Source organism: Pontimicrobium sp. MEBiC06410, assembly GCF_053601615.1.
This window is the reverse complement of the sequence record NZ_JBSHNT010000134.1, coordinates 1-19,176: the sequence shown is the minus strand read 5'-3', so window position 1 is coordinate 19,176 and position 19,176 is coordinate 1. Positions and strand designations below refer to the sequence as shown.

Below are 19,176 nucleotides of genomic sequence, written 5' to 3'. Positions count from 1 at the left end.
AACTACCTTATACTAGGGAGGTTTATAATGTTGTTGAAATTAAACTTACGGAAGTAGATCCTTTATTTTTTTGAGTGTTTCTAAGGGGGCTTCAATTTCCTCATTTTGAATAATTTCTTTCTTGTCTTTTTTTGCAGTACTTATCGTATTGTCTATTATCTTATGCATGATTGTAGAAATCTGTTTTCTAGAATCTTCATTGTTTATACTTAATGCGTGTAGTGCTTTTAAACTACCTTCTATAGAATCTATTTCTCTTTTGCTTTCATTTAATTGAATAGAAGTTGTAACTCTTTTATTTATTTGGTTAATAAATATGACTATTAGAGAAAAACAAAATGCGATTGGCGAAACGTAAAATAATAAATTAACTAAGGTCGTTTCTTTGGTTAGAGCATTTTTAAATTCAACATATTGAGTATCTATATAACTTCTTAAAAATACAATTGTTAGTATAAAAAATATAAAATGTAATGCGGCTAAAGCGATTTGTATATTAAATTGTGAGCTTATATAATCATTTGGTCTTCTTAATTCATTTACTGCTGCTGTAATTTGTTTTTCTGTTTTCTCTTTAGCTTCTTTTTCTTTCTTAATTATTAGATTTAATTCTTTTTCTTTTGCGCCCTTAGCTTTTTCTAATTCTTCAAATTTTAATTTGAGTTTTTTATATGCAGGATCATCTTTATCTTTCGATTTTAATTCTTCAGACTTTTCTTTAAATTCAAGGTTTATTTCATCTATTTTATATTGAGAATCAAGAATTATATCCTTTTTTTTATTATTAGATATAGTATCAATATTTGATATTTCATCATAAGAAACTTCTCTTAAATCCGCTTCTGAAAAATCAGCTTCATTAAATCGACAATTATCTATTTTTGCATGCCTTAAATTAGCAAACCTAAATATTGCATAATTAAAATTTGTTACATTTAAGGATACATTAAATAGATTACTATGTCTAAAATTGGCTCTTGTGAAATTACAAAGATTGATAGAAGCATCTATAAAACTTGAATAATCAAATTTAGTGTCAGGAAAATCTGAGAAATCTATAAAAGTATTATTGAAATTGGCTTTTTTAAATGATGACCCTATAAAATCTATGTCCAAAAAAGTACATTTAGTAAAAATGGAATGATCAAAATTAGCTAATTGAAAAAATGATTTGTCGAATTTAGATCCAGAAAAGTCTACATTTATAAAACTAGATTCCCTAGCACTTACATTATTAAAAGAAGATCCTCTTATTATAGCTTTGTCTAATTTTCTTTTTTTAAAATTTATATTTTCAAAAATATAGCCTGAAAGATTAGCTCTTTCTGCTTCTTCAGAAAGGCTTTTATATAATCCATTTTCTATGAAGGTTAGCCATAATTCATGTTTTTTAATTATTAGATCTAACTCTTCTTGAGTTATTTTTTTGTATTCATTTTCCATTAAAAGCGATGTTTGTTTATTTAAAACTATGCTTTTTTTACAATAATTAATTCATGTTCAATATAAAATTTTAAAAATAAAACACTTACTATCAGACACTTAAACCACATTCTATTGCAAAACCTCTTTTAAATAAGTTCACTAAGTCGCATCCTATGAGCTTTAACAATTGCTAAGTAAATTTTAACAATATTATTAGAGATTTCTGCGTGAGGGATAGAACGGTATGTATGAGCTCCTCGCAGAGAGCGAGTAGTGATAGCCTGACCTTTAGGGCACGCCTAAATAAAAATGAAACTTCAATTTATTATTACAGCTATGTTTTGTAAATTCGTAGCTTGTTAAAAACGACTAAAAAAATTACGATGAGTAAATACGATATTATTGTACTTGGTAGTGGTCCTGGTGGCTACGTTACAGCTATTAGAGCCTCTCAATTAGGTTTTAAAACTGCAGTTATAGAAAAAGAAAGTCTTGGTGGGGTTTGCCTTAACTGGGGATGTATTCCAACAAAGGCGCTTTTAAAATCTGCTCAGGTATTTGAATACTTAAAACATGCTAATGATTATGGCTTATCTGTTAAAGAGTATGACAAAGATTTTGATGCGGTGGTAAACCGTAGTAGAAATGTTGCAGAAGGCATGAGCAAAGGTGTTCAGTTTTTAATGAAAAAGAACAAAATTGATGTTATTAATGGTTTTGGAAAATTAAAAACTGGAAAAAAAGTAGAAGTAGATGGTACTGAGTATAGTGCAGACCATATTGTAATTGCTACGGGGGCTCGTTCTCGAGAACTACCTAGTTTACCACAAGATGGTGAAAAAGTAATAGGATATAGACAGGCTATGACTTTAAAGAAACAACCTAAAAAAATGATTGTGGTTGGTTCTGGAGCTATTGGTGTAGAGTTCGCTTACTTCTATAACTCTATGGGTACTGATGTTACTATTGTAGAGTATTTACCAAGTATAGTGCCTGTTGAGGATGCTGATGTTTCTAAACAATTAGAAAAATCGTTTAAGAAAAGTGGTATTAAAATTATGACTTCTGCCGAAGTAACTAGTGTTGATACTTCTGGAGATGGTGTAAAAGCTACGGTAAAAACTAAAAAAGGTGAAGAGGTTTTAGAAGCCGATTTAGTATTATCTGCTGTAGGTATTAAAACAAATATAGAAGGTATTGGTCTTGAAGATGTTGGTATTGCTGTAGATAGAGATAAAATATTAGTTAACGATTACTACCAAACAAATATCCCTGGTTATTATGCTATTGGTGATGTTACCCCTGGGCAGGCTTTAGCTCACGTTGCTTCTGCTGAAGGTATTTTATGCGTAGAAAAAATTGCTGGACAACATGTTGAAGCTTTAGACTACGGAAACATTCCTGGTTGTACATATTGTTCTCCAGAAATTGCTAGTGTTGGTTTAACTGAAAAACAAGCTAAAGAGCAAGGTTTAGATATTAAAGTTGGTAAATTTCCATTCTCTGCTTCTGGTAAAGCAAGTGCAGCTGGAACTAAAGATGGTTTTGTAAAAGTAATTTTTGATGCTAAGTATGGCGAATGGCTAGGTTGCCACATGATTGGTGCTGGTGTTACAGATATGATTGCTGAAGCTGTTTTAGGTCGTAAATTAGAAACTACAGGGCATGAAGTATTAAAAGCTGTCCACCCTCACCCAACAATGAGTGAAGCGGTTATGGAAGCTGTAGCAGATGCTTATGATGAAGTAATACACTTATAAAATAAGTTTTATCTATAAATTAAAAAGACGATTCCATTAAGAATCGTCTTTTTTTATTAGAACTTTATCTTACTTGTAACTTTAACAGAATTTCTAGAGCCCGAAGAATAAAACTCTGATGGTGGAGATTCTCCTTTTACTCTATAATTATAAAGTCCTTGTATTGATATATTTTTTAAAACTTCTTTTTCTACACCTAAACTACTATATAAATATACATCTGTATACCGCCCGCTAGTATTATTTTTTAGTAAGTCTAATTTTGGTCCTAACAATAGGCTTACTTTGTCTTTAAATTTATATTTAAATAATAATGGAAATTCATATAACGTATGTTTTTTAAAACTATAGGTATGTTTCTCCAATTTTAAGTTCCAGTTGTCATTAATTTTAAATTCTAAAAAGTAATTAGAATAGATACTTGGAGTATTATCTGTTAAAATTGAGGATTCTACTTCTCTTTTTTCTTGACCAAATAGATAAATGCTGGTAAAATAGCATACAATATATAGCCAATTGTTTTTTATTTTAAAATTTATACCCAAAACCAATCGTTAGATTATTATATTTTAAAGTGCTTAAATTATACGTTCTGTCTGTTAACTCATAGCTATACCGCCCTTCAATAAAAAATCGTTTACCAAGGTCGTACCCTAAACCTGCTCCTAAGTTTAAACCCGCAGCTTTATTAAAGGTTCTATCTAATCCCAAAATAACTTCGGGACCTAATTGCACATTTACAGATTTTGCAACATAATATTTAAGCATTACAGGTGCTTTTAAAAAACTAGATCGGTCTCCTTTTGCATATAATAAAGAGGGTTGAATATGTAATTTATTAGATAATAGGAAGTCTACATTTACACCTCCAAAAAAACCGTTTTTACTAACTTGGCCGCTGTTATATTGCAAAGCCATATTAGAAAAACCAGCAGTAACGCCAAAGGTTACTTTTTCTTTTTCTTGTGTTTTGTCTTCTTGAGCATTAGAGATAAATGCCATAAGTAATACTAAAAGAGTAATGATGTTGTTTTTCATATTAGTTTGTGTTTTATATGATTAATAGCACAAATCTATCGGCTTATAATGTTAAAAAATCACAAGTAAATCACAAACAAAATGAAAGGGGACGTTAATTAAAATTAAAAAGTATTAAAAAATTATGATAATAATTTCATAAATAATAAGTGTATTTATATGGCAAACTAGTTTTATAATCTAAATCCTAGTCCTATAAATAAACCGTTAGGAGTAATCTCTTGAAACCCTATAGTGTATTTTAAATGCACATCTATAGAGGAAGTTATGTTATAAGCAGTACTAATATCTGCTCTTATTTTTAGTTTATTTGAAAAAAAATCGAAAAAGTAATTAAAACTTGGCCCTACTAGTACATTAAAATTATTATCCACGTTATATTTTAAATATATAGGAGCGTTTAAAAACTTAAAATCATTTAGACCTATGTACAGTAATTCTGGTTGAATATTAAAATTGCTTTCAATATTAAAATCTGCAAAAACACCTGCATAAAAGCCTGTAGCAACTTCTGGGTTAGTACCAAAACCACCTTCTACAACTTTAAAAAACGTTAGATTTAAACCACCTTTTACTCCATAGCTGTCCGCATTAGTTTGCGCAAATACAGTACTACTAAAACTAAACAATAACAAGGTTATAAAAACTACGTTCCTCATCTTCATCATTTTAATTAAGAAAACTCTGGATTGCTAATTCGTAACTCTGTAGACCGAAGCCAAGAATCACACCTTTTGCATTTGTAGATATGTACGATTGGTGCCTAAACTCTTCCCTACCAAAAGTATTAGAGATATGTACCTCTATCACAGGGGTTTCAATAGCCTTAACTACATCACCAATACCTACAGAAGTATGTGTATAAGCCGCAGCATTTAGTATAATACCATCATAACTAAAACCAACCTCTTGTAACTTATCTATTAATTCGCCTTCTATATTAGATTGAAAATAATCTAAACTTACATTAGGATATTTTTCTTTTACAGTATCTAAAAACTCTGTAAACGATAAGTTTCCATAAATGTTTGGTTCACGCTTACCTAATAAATTTAAATTTGGCCCGTTTATTATAATTAGTTTTTGCATATAACAAAAATACGAAAGTTATCATTTAAAAATCGTATCTTTTAGTATTCAAAAAAAACAGAAGTAATACCTATCCCTACAATAAGCTACCCGTTTTAAAAAAATATTTATTACCACCAAACTAACTTATATTATGAACAAAAAACTTCTTTTTTTCGCTTTTTTATTGTCCTCCTTATTGAGTTACTCCCAAATTACATTTACAAATGCTAATGCATCTTTAGTTAATTCCTCTCTTACTAGCGGTGTTGCTATTGGTGTAAGCGATATGAATGCTGATGGTTTAGATGACATCATTAGATTATCTAACGCTAATAGTCTAGAAATTGAATACCAAACAGCTAGTGGAACATTTACACGCTATAATTTTGGAGCTATAGGTGGTAATTCTTGGGGTATATGTATAGCAGATGTAGACCACAATGGTTATAATGATATTTTTACTGGTGGCTCTTATAATGGGTTAAAACTCATTACCGCTAATAATAATGGAACATCTTACACCTCTAACGCTTTAGGTGGAGCTAGCATTTTTGTGCAAAATTTAAACTTTGCAGACATAGATAATAATGGTATGATAGATATTTTTGCTTGTCATGATGATGGCATTTCTTCTCCATATAAAAACACAAATACTGGGACTCTTACCTACGATTTATCGTTAATTAACACTGCATCAACAGTACCTTCAGACAATTCAGGTAACTATGGAAGTATCTGGACAGACTATGATAATGATGGAGATCAAGATTTATACATTTCAAAATGCAGATTAGGAGTAACGAATACTATGGATGGTAGGCGTCTTAATCTTTTACTTCAAAACGATGGTAATGGAAACTATACAGATGTAGCAGAAGCTGCAGGCTTAAGGCCTTTAGCGCAATCTTGGGCTGCTAATTTTGAAGACATTGATAATGATGGAGATTTAGACTGTTTTGTTCTTAACCACGATATTATAAGTACTTTATATGAGAATAATGGAGATGGAACATTTACTGATATTACTGCTAGTTCTGGTATTGTAACCGAATTAACAAATTTAGGGACTAGTATTCAGGTTATGATGGAAGATTTCGATAACGACACCTATATAGATATGTTTGTTACGGTAACAACAGGCAGCTCAAACCATTATTTGTTTAAAAACAATGGTAATAAAACATTTACTGCCATTGCCAACCCATTTCCAACTGGAGGTCTAGTTATACAAAGTGGAGCTACTGGAGATTTAAATAATGATGGATTAATAGATGTTATTGCTGGTTTTGCTTCTGGTTATAATAGTCCATCCTCTAACCCAGACATTTTATTTTTAAATAATGGTGACGGTAATAACTATAACTGGAGCAAAGTTAGGTTACAAGGTGGCCCTAGCAATAGAAATGGTATTGGAGCTAGAATAGAATTACATTATGGAACTGGCTTAATGCAGATAAGAGAAGTACGCTCTGGAGAAAGTTACGGAACGATGAACTCTTTATTAACTCATTTTGGACTTGGTACAGAAACTGCTATTACAAAAATAGTAGTTAAATGGCCATCTGGCAATATTGATGAATTATTAAATCCTGCTATAAATCAATCTCACCTAATCATTGAAGGGACAACGTTAAACACTACTGAATTTAATACAGCAGATTTTGTAACCTACCCTAACCCAACAACAGACAGTGTTATTATAAAAAGTAATGCTGAAATAAATACTAAGTCTGCTGAATTATACGATATTTCCGGAAAGCAAATTAACCAATTATTTACCAAAGAGAATAATGCTATTAAAGCAGATTTATCTTATTTAAATAATGGCATCTATTTCATTCACATTATTAGTGATGAGAATACTAGATATGTTTACAAATTGATAAAAAAATAAAATTTACTTAAACTAAAAAAGCTTCAATAATTATTGAAGCTTTTTTAGTTTTTTAATTACAATAGAAATTAAGCTAATCTCTCAATTTTAGCTCCTATTGCTTGTAATCGTTCTACAATATGCTCATAACCTCTATCTATTTGTTCTATATTATGAATAGTTGATGTTCCTTTTGCAGATAATGCTGCTATTAGTAAAGAAATACCAGCTCTAATATCTGGAGAAACCATAGTTGTAGACTTTAATTGCGATTTAAAATCATGTCCCATTACTGTAGCTCTATGGGGATCGCAAAGAATAATTTTTGCTCCCATATCTATTAATTTATCTACAAAGAACAAACGGCTTTCAAACATTTTTTGGTGTACCAAAACCTCTCCTCTAGCTTGTGTAGCAACAACCAACACAATACTTAATAAATCTGGTGTAAATCCTGGCCATGGCGCATCTGCTATTGTTAGTATAGAACCATCTATGTAGTTTTGAATTTCATACCCTTCGTTATGTTCTGGGATATAAATATCGTCTCCTCTTTTTTCTAGAGTAATTCCTAGTTTAGCAAATACATTAGGTATTTGCCCTAAATCGTCCCAACTAACATTTTTTATAGTCAACTCACTTTTAGTCATTGCAGCTAAACCAATCCAGCTACCAATTTCAATCATGTCTGGTAACATTCTATGCTCTGTACCTGCTAAGTTATCAACACCTTCAATAGTTAAAAGATTTGAACCTACTCCAGAGATTTTAGCTCCCATTCTATTAAGCATCTTACATAGCTGCTGTAAATATGGTTCGCAAGCTGCATTATAAATAGTTGTTGTTCCTTTAGCTAAAACAGCAGCCATTACAATATTGGCAGTTCCAGTAACAGATGCTTCATCTAAAAGCATATCTGTACCTTTTAATTGTTCTGCTTCAACACCATAGAAATAGTCTTCTCTATTATATCTAAATTTAGCGCCTAAGTTTATAAATCCTTCAAAATGGGTATCTAATCGTCTACGACCAATTTTATCTCCTCCAGGTTTTGGTATGTATCCTTTACCAAACCTAGCTAATAAAGGTCCAACAATCATAATAGACCCCCTTAAGCCTCTACCTTCTTCTTTAAATTTTTCAGATTCTAAGTAACTAAGATTTATTTCATCTGCTTGAAAAGCATACGATCCTTTATCTAGCTTATTTACTTTTACTCCTAAGTTTCCTAAAAGAATAATGAGTTTATTAATATCAATAATATCTGGGATATTATTGATTGTTACAACTTCTGGAGTTAATAATACTGCGCACAATATCTGCAATGCTTCATTTTTTGCGCCTTGAGGTTGGATATTTCCTTTTAATTTATGACCACCTTCAATTTTAAATGTTCCCATGTACTAGTCTAGTATCTTTTTTTGTTGCGATTGGAGTTATTGCTTTTTTTATGCTGTCCTTTTTTATTATTAGAATACTTTTTCTTAGCGTTACTACGTAATAGGCTTGAAGCGTCTCTAAGGGTTTCTGTAGAATCTTTTAAGTTAATTTTTCCATCAGATAGTTCATATAAATGATCAAAAATAACAGCATCTTCAACAGTATCCTTATTCCAATTAAGGAAACACTTTTTCATATGGTTAGCAATAGTATATGTTAAAGCTTCTTTTAACTCCCCTTCTTCCCATGTTATAGCAACATCTATCATGGTTTTAATATTATTTCCATAGAAACGATATTTTGGGAAATTCTGAGGATACTTTAACTCTTCTGGGCGTTCTTCTAAAGCCTCTTTAGAAGGTTTTCCGTAAGGCGAGTCTGCATCTAATTCAAAATTAGACATTATAAATAATTGATCCCAAAGCTTATGTTGAAAATCTGGAACATCACGTAAATGAGGCTGTAAATTTCCCATTACCGCTATAATCGCTTTAGCAACTTTATTGCGTTCTTCTTTTGTTTCTCGAGTTTTAGCAAAATTCACCATTTTTTGAACATGTCTCCCATATTCAGGTATAATTAAATGCTCTCGCTCTGTGTTGTACTCTATATCGTATATCAAAATAAAATGTGTAGAATTAATAACTATTGCATTGAAGTATCTATGCAAGCGCAAAATACAAAAAAATGTTTACAGTTCCCGTTAAACTCTTATTATTAAATAAGAAACTATAAGTTTTTACTTTATTCTAATCAAAAAGAAAATTAAAGAGATATAACACCTTCAATTTTTTCTGCAACTTCTAGATATTTAGCAATTACCGCATCTGGGTTTTTCATCTTTACATTTATAGAAATACTAGTATACTTTCCATTACTAGACTGCTTTGTATTAATTACTGCTCCCATAGAATCGAATATTAACTCTACATTTTTCACCTTACTAGGAGTAGACAATACTATAAATTTATATAAATATTCCGAAGGCCAAGACGCAGTTTCTTGTAATTGCGTTCTTAACTTATCATAAAATGCTTTAGAATCTTGTTGCTTGCTCATGTACTTTAAAATAGACTGCAAATATACTATTTACTTTGTATTTTTTTTATAGCATTTAAATTCCGATTTTTACACTCTAAAATCTTTCCTAAAATTGAATACAAAAAAAATAGTAATAACTGGAGGTCCAGGAACAGGAAAATCCTCTATAATCAACGAATTAATTAAAAGAGGTTATACCTGTTTTGAAGAAGTATCAAGGCAAATTACTTTAGAGGCGCGTAAAGATGGTATTGAACAATTATTTTTAACTAAACCATTATTGTTTAGTGAGCTATTATTAAAAAGTAGACAACAACAATTTATAGATGCCAATAAAAATAATAGCGAATTTGTATTTTTAGATCGCGGTATTCCAGACATTGTAGCTTACATGGATTATATTGGAGATACTTACCCAGATACCTTTGTAAAACCATGTAAAGAATATAAATACGATTATGTCTTTATTTTAGGGCCATGGCAAGAAATTTTTACTAGCGATAATGAACGCTATGAAAACTTTGAACAAGCTGTAGAGATACATGAACATTTATTAAAAACTTATAAAAAGTATAATTACGAATTAAGAGATGTACCTTTTGGATCTATTGAAACTAGGGCAGATCATATTATAAATGTAGTAAAAGCATTGTAGTGCAACACCCAATACAAATATTAGAGCATTATTGGAATTTCACCGCTTTTAAACCGCTTCAAGAAGATATTATTGATGCTGTTATAAATGGGGACGATACTTTTGCCCTTTTACCAACTGGTGGGGGAAAATCGCTCTGCTTTCAAATTCCGGCACTACACAAACCAGGTATTTGTATTGTTATTTCTCCACTAATTGCCTTAATGAAAAACCAAGTTCAAGCCTTACAAGATAAAGGTATAAAAGCAATGGCTTTAACTAGTGGAATCTCGTACTCTCAATTAGACACCTTATTGGATAACTGTATATATGGTAATTACAAATTTTTATATTTATCTCCAGAACGACTTCAGCAAGACATTGTAAAAGAACGCATTAGACAAATGAATGTAAATTTAATTGCTGTAGACGAAGCGCATTGTATCTCGCAATGGGGAAATGATTTTAGACCCGCCTATAAAAATATTACGCTACTTAGAGAGTTACAACCAACAGTTAACGTTATAGCTTTAACTGCTAGTGCCACGCCAGAAGTTGTAGATGATATTATTAAAGAGTTAGACTTTATAAAACCAAAAATATTTAAACAATCGTTTTCTAGGTCTAATTTAGCTTACATGGTTTTTGAAGAAGAAGATAAACTTTATAGAATAGAAGCCATTTTAAAGAAAAACCCGCAATCGTCTATTATATACGTAAGGAATAGAAAGGCAACATTAGATATTAGTCAATTTCTAGAAAGAAAAAATTTTACAGCGACATATTATCATGGTGGATTATCTAATGCAGAAAAGGATAAAAATTTAGAACTTTGGATGCATAACCAAAAACAAGTAATGGTAGCTACAAATGCTTTTGGTATGGGAATTGATAAACCAGATGTAAAGACAGTAATCCATGTAAATTTACCAGAAAGTATAGAAAGTTATTTCCAAGAAGCAGGAAGAGCCGGAAGAAACGGAAAAAAAGCTTTTGCAGTTATCCTAAAAACTAAAAACGACGAACAGTTAATAACAAATCAATTTTTAAAAGTATTACCCAGTGTAGACTTTATAAAAATAATCTACAGAAAATTAAGTAGCTATTTTCAAATCTCTTATGGAGAAGGCATAGACCAAACCTTCGATTTTAATTTCAATCTTTTTTGTAAAACTTACAATTTTAACCCCATATTAGCATACAATGCCCTATTATTATTAGACAGAACAAGTATAATTACTCTGTCTAAACAATTTAACAATAGAACACAAGTTCAATTTATAGTTAGTAATGCATCTTTATTTAGGTATTTAGAAACTCATGCAGAAATAAATATTATAGTAAAATCCATACTAAGAACTTATGGAGGTATTTTTGAACAAGAAACTAAAATAAACACAGTGCTTATAGCAGAAAAAGCATCTGTAAAAGAAGCAGTAGTTATAAATGTTTTAGCCCAATTAGAAAAAGCAGAAATTATTAGTTTAAAACGCTCAAAAACCGATGCCCAAATTACATACATAGAGCCAAGAGAAGATAATAAAACTATAAATAGAATAGCAACTATTATAAAACAGCAAAACAATCTACGCAAAAAACAAGTAGAATCTGTTTTAAGTTATGTTAGCAACAATACTATATGCAAAAGCGTACAGCTTCTTACTTATTTTCAAGAAAAAAACACTAAAGATTGTGGCATTTGTTCGGTATGTATAAAAAAGAGTAAAAAGAAAACACAAAAAAACAAATCTGTTAAAAACTATATTCTTGAAGCACTAGAAGAAAAACATTTATCCTCTAGAGAATTATTTGAAAGCTCTTCATTTACCGAAGAACAAATAAAAAATACACTAAAAGAATTACTAGAACATAATATCATTACAATAACAATAACAAACACCTATAAATTAGCACATACCTAAACGCACTTTATAGTAGTTAAAAATACATACCTATGAGAAATTTAAGAATTGTATTTATGGGGACTCCAGATTTTGCTGTAGCAACTTTAAACACACTAATAACAAATAAATATAATGTAGTTGGAGTAATTACTGCTCCAGATAAACCCTCAGGAAGAGGGAGAAAATTAAATGAATCTGCAGTAAAAGTTTACGCCAAAGAAAAAGGTCTAAATATTTTACAGCCCAAGAACCTAAAAGATGACCATTTTTTAAAAGAACTAAAAGCATTAAATGCAAATTTACAAATAGTAGTTGCGTTTAGAATGCTACCAAAAGTAGTTTGGCAAATGCCTGAATATGGTACATTTAATTTACATGCATCTTTATTACCAAATTATCGCGGTGCTGCTCCTATAAATTGGGCTATTATTAATGGGGAAACTAAAACAGGAGTATCTACATTTTTTATAGACGAGAAAATAGATACTGGAGCAATGATACTTCAAAAAGAGATTTACATTGAAGCTACAGAAAATGCTGGTAGTTTACACGATAAGTTAATGACTGTTGGTAGTAAATTAGTACTAAAGACAGTAGAACTAATTCAAAATAATACAGTAAAAACGACTCCACAACCAGAAAATGCAACTATTAAAACTGCTTACAAATTAAATAAAGACAATTGTAAAATAAATTGGAATAGTACAATAGATAGTATTTACAATAAAGTAAGAGGATTAAGCCCCTACCCTGCCGCTTGGTCTAGCTTAAAAAATAATAATGATGTTTTAGACATTAAAATATATACAGTAGAAAAAGAAATAGAAACTCATAATTTAGAAATTGGAAGTATTATAGCTACTAAAAAAGAAGTTAAAGTAGCAGTGCAAAATGGTTTTATAAAAATTATAGATATAAAAATGCCAGGAAAGCGAACAATGGACATAAAATCACTCTTAAACGGTTATGAATTTAAAAACGATGCTAAAATGCTCTAAAGCCTTATTATTATTGATGATACCAAAAAAATGAAAAAAACGACTTTCTTTATTAACAAATAAACAAAGTTATTAACAAATACAGGTATTTCCCTTGCTATTACTTGCATAGTAGCATAATCCGTATAAATTTGTAAAGGATTTAACAATTATGTTTAACCAACTTTTTATTAATAATTAAAATTTAAATTATGAACAAAACAGATTTAATCGATGCAATGGCAGAACACGCAGGAATTACTAAAGCAGCTGCAAAAAAAGCTTTAGAATGTGCGTTAATTGAAATTGAAGGTGCTTTACAAAAAGGTAACAGAGTTTCATTAGTAGGATTCGGATCTTGGTCGGTATCTAAAAGAGCTGCTAGAGATGGAAGAAATCCACAAACTGGAAAGACGATCAAAATCAAAGCTAAAAACGTTGTTAAGTTTAAAGCAGGGTCTGATTTAGCAAATGCTGTAAACTAATTTTTACATCATAATAATTTACAAAAAGCCTTCTATTAAGAAGGCTTTTTTATTACAGAAATAATTCATCGAATTTTAATATAAAAACAACATACATTCTTTTATTCTGTTCTAAAAAGGACACTATTACCTTACAAAATATTGTATATTACATAAATAAAGGTTACATTTAATTACAAAACTCACTTAAAATGATTTTAACAAAACCAAGAAAAGGAGATTTGTTAATAGCAGAACCATCAATAATAGGAGATTTATCATTTAATCGTTCTATTGTACTATTAACAGACCATACAGAAGAAGGCTCTATAGGTTTTATACTTAATAAACCTTTAGAATATACTATTAAGGAGTTAATTCCAGAAATTGATGCACCATACAAAGTTTATAATGGAGGTCCTGTTGAACAAGATAATTTATATTTTATTCATAGAGTCCCAAACTTAATACCAAATAGTATAGAAATATCATTAGGCATTTTTTGGGGGGGAGATTTTTCTGAAGTGGTAAACTTAATATCTGAAGGTAAAATAAGTGAAAAGGATATTAAGTTCTTTTTAGGATACTCAGGATGGGAAATTAATCAACTTGAAAATGAGTTAAAATCTAATGCCTGGGTAGTAACCAAAAATGTTCATAAAAATGCAATTATAGAAAAAGATTATGAATTTTTCTGGAAAGAAAAAATGATTGAACTTGGTGGCGATTACAGTATTTGGTCTAACGCTCCAGAAAACCCTAATTATAATTAACCTAATCTAACCTTTACATTCAATTTTTGAAGTAATTGCTTAGCTACTTCATTACTATATGTTTTCTTTCTGTATTTTGTTACAGATTGTATCCCTGTAATTACATTTGTAATAAATATTTCATCAACTTTTTGCAGTTCAAAAGGCGATATAGAAGATTCTTCAATAGATAATTCTGGTATTAAACCAATAATTTCTATTAATTGTTTACGCATTATTCCCTTTAAACAACCATCTTCCAAAGGAGGTGTCTTTACAATATTATCTTTAACTAAAAATAAATTTCCGTTTAAAGCTTCAACAACATGCTTATTAGTATTCAATAATAAACAGTTATCTAACATATTTTCTTTGGCATAAATACTACCAGTAACGTTAATTGCTTTATTGTTCGTTTTTAAAGTAGACAATAAACTTGGGGAAACATAAAAGTCCTTATACAAATCAACCTCATAATTATTTTCATTCAATAAATAAAAATCATTATCAATAGTTTTTACAGAAATAATAAAACCTACAGTATTATCTGTAGGCAAATATAAACCTCCTGAGTTACGGTGAACCATCAACTTTACTCTGGCAGAAGTCTTCATCATATTACTCTCAGAAAGTAATTTAATAATTTCCGCTTCTAAAAATTCCATGGTAAAAGACATAGGAATATCCATTCTCATAATACGCATAGAAGCCATTAATCTAAAATAATGATCCTCCCAAAATAGTAGTTTACCATAAGATACTTTTAGAGTTTCAAACAAAGCATCTCCATAAGTATACCCTCTATTATTAATACTAATAGTATTTGTTTCACTCTGTAAAGTTCCATTAAAATTTATCATAAAAAATCCCGAATTTCTTCGGGACAAATATAAACTTAAATTCTTTCTTTGGTATTATGTAGAACCTAATACTTGTTTTAAATCTGATATTTGATTTTCCCATAACATCTTAGCTTCATCTACTTCGTCTTCCTCCGCATAATCCACAATCATTATAGATACATCTTTAGTAATTTCATCTACTTGTATCCTCATTTCAAAATAATAAGGCTCATCCTCATCAGATAACCATCTAAATTTCACTCGTTCTCCACTTTTTTTAGTTAAAAGTTTAGCCTGCTCTTCTGTTCCATCCCATATAAATTTAAATAATTCTCCTCTGGAGTTTACATTATCAGCAAACCATTCTGATAACCCTGAAGGCGTAGATATATATTGATATATTAATTGTGGCGAAGCATGAATAGGAAACTCTAATTCATATTTAATTTTTTCCATTATCTATTCTTAATAATTATTTTGTTCAATATATACATTAATTTTTGGTAAAAAAAATTATTACCACAATCTTAAAAAAAAACAAAAAACTAATGCTTATTCTGCTAAATATATAGGCAATAATTTTTAATTTAAAACCTTTTTAATTTTTAATCATACATCATTTAAACTAGCAAAATTGCATTTTATCGTATTAATTTGAAACTTTATTACATAAAATGCATTTTATCGATTAAAAATGCATTTCATCTAAATTCAAAGCTTAGCATTAATAGTAATAATATTGTTTAATTCTATAGGTATATTTTTAAGGAAATATCTTTTAAAAATTTGATCCCCTAGTCAACTAAAACTTACTCCCAAATTATGAAAAAACCCAACTACAAGTTTAGTTTAATTTCTTTCAAAAAAAGCATTATCACAAAAAAAACAAGTCAAATGTTTTATGCTTTATGTAAAACTTAACAAAGATTAATGTTTATAAACTAAAATTAAACTCTCAAAATTCCTTAACCTAACTTAATACTACAATCAAATGAAAAAACTACTTTTCATAGTAGCATTTTTGCTCCTCGCCACAAGTGCTATTGCACAAACATTTAACTATCAAGCTATTGCCAGAGATAATTCTGGAGAACTAATTATTAATCAAAATTTAGGTGTTGAAATTTCTATATTACAATCTGGACCATCAGGCACAGTTATATATACAGAAAATCATACACCAACAACAAATACATATGGTACATTTGATATAGCCATTGGTGCTGGTAATAACTCCTCCAGTGATTTTTCTCTAATAGATTGGAGCACCAATAACTACTGGCTTCAAATAGCAATAGATCAATCAGGAGGAACTAATTATAATATAGTAGGAGCATCACAATTAAGAGCAGTCCCTTTTGCTATGTATGCTGCTTCAGGAAATGTTGGACCTGCTGGACCTAAAGGAGATCAAGGAGACCAAGGATTCCAAGGAGAACAAGGAATCCCTGGTGTACAAGGACCACAAGGACCTGCCGGAGCAAACGGTGTAGATGGCGCAGTTGGACCTGAAGGACCGCAAGGACCTGCTGGACCTAAAGGAGATCAAGGAGACCAAGGATTCCAAGGAGAACAAGGAATCCCTGGTGTACAAGGACCACAAGGACCTGCCGGAACAAACGGTGTAGATGGCGCAGTTGGACCTGAAGGACCGCAAGGACCTGCTGGAACAGATGGCAAAGGCATTACTTCTACAATTGACAATGGAGATGGAACTTTTACTATTACATATACAGATACGACAACATTTACCTCATCTGACTTAACAGGACCTCAAGGTGCTACTGGAGCAGATGGACCGCAAGGGCCACAAGGTCTTCAAGGAGTTGGTATTTCTAATTCTACAGATAATGGTGATGGAACACTTACTTTTAATTATACTGATGGAACTAATTTTACTACTCCAAATCTTATTGGACCTCAAGGACCTCAGGGAGACCCAGCAACAAATATTATAACTAATCTTTCTCAAAATACCGTAAGCGGTGTTATTACTTATGTTAATGAAGAAAATGGATCTCAAACAGCAAATGTAGTTAGTAATGATAGTAATAATAGAATAACCGTTGGTTCAGATGGAGGCGCATATTTAGGTTTTAGATATTTTGATGCATACGATGCTACAGGTTCTACTCCTATAACTACATCATTTAGTACTATAGCATTTAATACAACTAGGATAAACTTAAATGGTTTTACAATGACTAATGGAGTTATTACAATTCCTCAAAAAGGGCTTTACGAAATCACTTATACAGTCTCTTTTGATCATACTGCGAATGTAAACTCTAGAGCTAATGTTGAAACGGTTTTAGATTTAAATGGATCTACAGTTCCTGGAACAACTTCTTACACTTATCATAGAAGAAATTTTGGACAAGATAGCGCTACAAAAACAGTTATATTAGACTTAAGTGTTAATCAAACTATTTCAGTAAAATCAAGATTAACAAATAATAATAACGGTATTACTATCGACACAATTGCAGAAGGTTCTAGTATAACTATAAAGAGATTACAATAATACGATAACCTAATATTAATATATTTAATAAAAAACCGAGTTAAGTTTAACTCGGTTTTTTTTCATTTATAAAGCTTGTTGAAAGTACTTACACTAAATAGAGTCCAGTTATATTTTATGATTAACATATTGAGTATGAACTATAAAAATGATTAAGTCTATAGTTTCAAAAAAAATGATTAAAAAAAATGAAAATAATTTGGTTCAATTTATTAAAAAACACTAGATTTGCACCCGCAAACGGCGAGGTAGCTCAGTTGGTTAGAGCGTCGGATTCATAACCCGGAGGTCACGAGTTCAAATCTCGTTCTCGCTACAAATAAACACAGGGACATACATAAACATGTAAGTCCCTTTTATTTTTATGTAAAACATATATAAAACATTTCTATTTTTAAACAAATGCGTAAAACATAGGTTACCGTACTAATAAAGTTAAGGGGGTATTTATAAAGAACAACAAATTAAAATTTACACCTCCACAGTAGCTAGAAAATTAAAGTCCCCATCTATCTATAAAATCTCTTTTTTTAGCATTCTCAATACTTACCCTAGAATTGGTTATAGCTTTTTCTAATAAGTTAATGTGTTCTAAGTATCTAATATTATTAAGTTTAAATATAAAATCCTTTGTTTCCCTATATGCTTCTATTCTATAATGTATTCTAGGTATTTCGCCTCCATGATAAACAGTACTTTGAACATATAAATCTAGCTCTCTAAAGAATTCTAAATCATTATTTTTAGCTAGAATAATCTTTAAAAAACTAAATCTCATATCATTATATTTAGTAACCACAATATTGAATATTCGTTTTATTAATCGTTCATCTGTGGCCTTATTTAGTACATTCTGCAAGAATTTAATTTCTTTTTGACTATTTCCTTTAAATACATTAGAAACTTCACAAGGTGTGTGAAGAAAAATAATCGGGTAAGAAATAAAGTAAGCCAAGATCTGCTTAAAAATAATCTCGTAATTATCCATATCCCATAATTTAGAAAAATCATTTTCTGACAAGTCTCTTTTACTTATGCGAGTTTGTTCATTGAAATTAGAAAAAAGTAAATCTGTTATAAATGTACTATCATAACTAAGAATTAATTTTAAAACTTCTAATTCGTAATCAAAATGCTTGCTTTTCTTATCTAAGTTTAGATAAATATTTTTAATAAGTTCAATGTTGTCTTTAAATGAACTTAAATGTTTTTCATAGACGTACTTAAAAAAGTCGGGATGTACAAACATATATCCTTCTTGTAGAGTCTTAGCTAATAGTATTTCAAAAATTTGGACATGCTATATTTGACAGGACAGTAAGAAGCGAGTTTATATATTTATAAACTTTAATAAAATAACAATGTCAAAACCACGAAATTTTTACACCAAAGAATTTAAACATAAAGCTGTAGAGCTTAGTTATGCAAAAG

At 30.1% G+C, this 19,176-nt stretch carries 19 protein-coding genes and 1 tRNA gene; 9 read left to right on the top strand and 11 right to left on the bottom strand.

All coding sequences use genetic code 11. The features are described from left to right. Positions 1 to 45 precede the first annotated feature (45 nt). Positions 46 to 1,443, bottom strand: a complete 1,398-nt coding sequence (locus ACVC08_RS03060; RefSeq protein ID WP_452600945.1) for a pentapeptide repeat-containing protein — start codon at positions 1,441 to 1,443, stop codon at positions 46 to 48. A 365-nt stretch (positions 1,444 to 1,808) separates the two neighbouring features. Between ACVC08_RS03060 and lpdA the strand changes: the two genes are divergently transcribed. Continuing rightward, on the top strand, positions 1,809 to 3,185 hold the full coding sequence (gene lpdA / locus ACVC08_RS03055; protein ID WP_452596613.1) for a dihydrolipoyl dehydrogenase: 1,377 nt from the start codon (positions 1,809 to 1,811) through the stop codon (positions 3,183 to 3,185). A 56-nt stretch (positions 3,186 to 3,241) separates the two neighbouring features. Here the strand turns inward: lpdA and ACVC08_RS03050 are convergent, their stop codons facing one another. The 4 genes from ACVC08_RS03050 to aroQ form a co-directional block, all read right to left on the bottom strand. Then, positions 3,242 to 3,730 carry a hypothetical protein gene (locus ACVC08_RS03050; RefSeq protein WP_452600944.1) on the bottom strand — a complete coding sequence of 163 codons (489 nt, stop codon included), beginning with the start codon at positions 3,728 to 3,730 and terminating at the stop codon, positions 3,242 to 3,244. After that, positions 3,714 to 4,223, bottom strand: a complete 510-nt coding sequence (locus ACVC08_RS03045; protein WP_452600943.1) for an outer membrane beta-barrel protein — start codon at positions 4,221 to 4,223, stop codon at positions 3,714 to 3,716. Before ACVC08_RS03045 ends, ACVC08_RS03050 begins: the two co-directional genes overlap by 17 nt. 173 nt (positions 4,224 to 4,396) lie before the next feature. Then, positions 4,397 to 4,882 (bottom strand): outer membrane beta-barrel protein, encoded by a 486-nt coding sequence (locus tag ACVC08_RS03040; RefSeq protein ID WP_452600942.1) that lies wholly within the window; start codon positions 4,880 to 4,882, stop codon positions 4,397 to 4,399. A 10-nt stretch (positions 4,883 to 4,892) separates the two neighbouring features. Beyond that, positions 4,893 to 5,312: a type II 3-dehydroquinate dehydratase gene (aroQ, locus tag ACVC08_RS03035; RefSeq protein ID WP_452596617.1), complete on the bottom strand. Its 420-nt coding sequence runs from the start codon at positions 5,310 to 5,312 to the stop codon at positions 4,893 to 4,895. Between the two features lie 133 nt (positions 5,313 to 5,445). On the opposite strand from aroQ, the gene ACVC08_RS03030 reads away from it, so the two are divergent. Continuing rightward, a complete protein-coding gene (locus tag ACVC08_RS03030) occupies positions 5,446 to 7,188 on the top strand; it encodes an FG-GAP-like repeat-containing protein (protein WP_452600941.1) in 1,743 nt (580 codons plus the stop codon). A gap of 68 nt (positions 7,189 to 7,256) precedes the next feature. On the opposite strand, the gene murA is transcribed toward ACVC08_RS03030, so the two are convergent. From murA to ACVC08_RS03015, 3 genes are all read right to left on the bottom strand, one after another. After that, positions 7,257 to 8,567, bottom strand: coding sequence for a UDP-N-acetylglucosamine 1-carboxyvinyltransferase (murA, locus tag ACVC08_RS03025; protein WP_452598153.1), 1,311 nt, complete (start codon positions 8,565 to 8,567; stop codon positions 7,257 to 7,259). Between the two features lie 8 nt (positions 8,568 to 8,575). Further along, positions 8,576 to 9,229, bottom strand: coding sequence for a DUF4290 domain-containing protein (locus ACVC08_RS03020; protein ID WP_452598152.1), 654 nt, complete (start codon positions 9,227 to 9,229; stop codon positions 8,576 to 8,578). Positions 9,230 to 9,372: 143 nt separating this feature from the next. Next, the gene (locus ACVC08_RS03015) at positions 9,373 to 9,666 is read right to left on the bottom strand and encodes a DUF493 family protein (RefSeq protein ID WP_452598151.1); all 294 of its coding nucleotides are present in this window, start codon (positions 9,664 to 9,666) and stop codon (positions 9,373 to 9,375) included. A 94-nt stretch (positions 9,667 to 9,760) separates the two neighbouring features. Between ACVC08_RS03015 and ACVC08_RS03010 the strand changes: the two genes are divergently transcribed. The 5 genes from ACVC08_RS03010 (at position 9,761) to ACVC08_RS02990 (ending at position 14,400) form a co-directional block, all read left to right on the top strand. Continuing rightward, the gene (locus tag ACVC08_RS03010) at positions 9,761 to 10,303 is read left to right on the top strand and encodes an AAA family ATPase (RefSeq protein WP_452600940.1); all 543 of its coding nucleotides are present in this window, start codon (positions 9,761 to 9,763) and stop codon (positions 10,301 to 10,303) included. Then, on the top strand, positions 10,303 to 12,204 hold the full coding sequence (locus ACVC08_RS03005) for a RecQ family ATP-dependent DNA helicase (protein WP_452600939.1): 1,902 nt from the start codon (positions 10,303 to 10,305) through the stop codon (positions 12,202 to 12,204). The genes ACVC08_RS03010 and ACVC08_RS03005 overlap by 1 nt, the downstream gene beginning before the upstream one ends. Before the next feature lie 32 nt (positions 12,205 to 12,236). Further along, positions 12,237 to 13,184 carry a methionyl-tRNA formyltransferase gene (gene fmt / locus ACVC08_RS03000; protein ID WP_452600938.1) on the top strand — a complete coding sequence of 316 codons (948 nt, stop codon included), beginning with the start codon at positions 12,237 to 12,239 and terminating at the stop codon, positions 13,182 to 13,184. A 191-nt stretch (positions 13,185 to 13,375) separates the two neighbouring features. Further along, positions 13,376 to 13,648 (top strand): HU family DNA-binding protein, encoded by a 273-nt coding sequence (locus tag ACVC08_RS02995; RefSeq protein ID WP_452598299.1) that lies wholly within the window; start codon positions 13,376 to 13,378, stop codon positions 13,646 to 13,648. 191 nt (positions 13,649 to 13,839) lie between these two features. After that, on the top strand, positions 13,840 to 14,400 hold the full coding sequence (locus ACVC08_RS02990) for a YqgE/AlgH family protein (protein ID WP_452598300.1): 561 nt from the start codon (positions 13,840 to 13,842) through the stop codon (positions 14,398 to 14,400). On the opposite strand, the gene ACVC08_RS02985 is transcribed toward ACVC08_RS02990, so the two are convergent. Next, positions 14,397 to 15,239, bottom strand: coding sequence for an aminotransferase class IV (locus ACVC08_RS02985; RefSeq protein WP_452597977.1), 843 nt, complete (start codon positions 15,237 to 15,239; stop codon positions 14,397 to 14,399). The two genes, ACVC08_RS02990 and ACVC08_RS02985, sit on opposite strands and share 4 nt — an antisense overlap. 54 nt (positions 15,240 to 15,293) lie before the next feature. Further along, positions 15,294 to 15,680 carry an START-like domain-containing protein gene (locus ACVC08_RS02980; protein ID WP_452597978.1) on the bottom strand — a complete coding sequence of 129 codons (387 nt, stop codon included), beginning with the start codon at positions 15,678 to 15,680 and terminating at the stop codon, positions 15,294 to 15,296. A 532-nt stretch (positions 15,681 to 16,212) separates the two neighbouring features. Between ACVC08_RS02980 and ACVC08_RS02975 the strand changes: the two genes are divergently transcribed. Then, positions 16,213 to 17,745, top strand: coding sequence for a C1q-like domain-containing protein (locus ACVC08_RS02975; protein ID WP_452600937.1), 1,533 nt, complete (start codon positions 16,213 to 16,215; stop codon positions 17,743 to 17,745). A gap of 242 nt (positions 17,746 to 17,987) precedes the next feature. Further along, positions 17,988 to 18,061, top strand: a tRNA-Met gene (locus ACVC08_RS02970). A gap of 180 nt (positions 18,062 to 18,241) precedes the next feature. On the opposite strand, the gene ACVC08_RS02965 is transcribed toward ACVC08_RS02970, so the two are convergent. Further along, positions 18,242 to 18,994 carry a hypothetical protein gene (locus ACVC08_RS02965; protein WP_452600936.1) on the bottom strand — a complete coding sequence of 251 codons (753 nt, stop codon included), beginning with the start codon at positions 18,992 to 18,994 and terminating at the stop codon, positions 18,242 to 18,244. Positions 18,995 to 19,176: the final 182 nt, after the last annotated feature.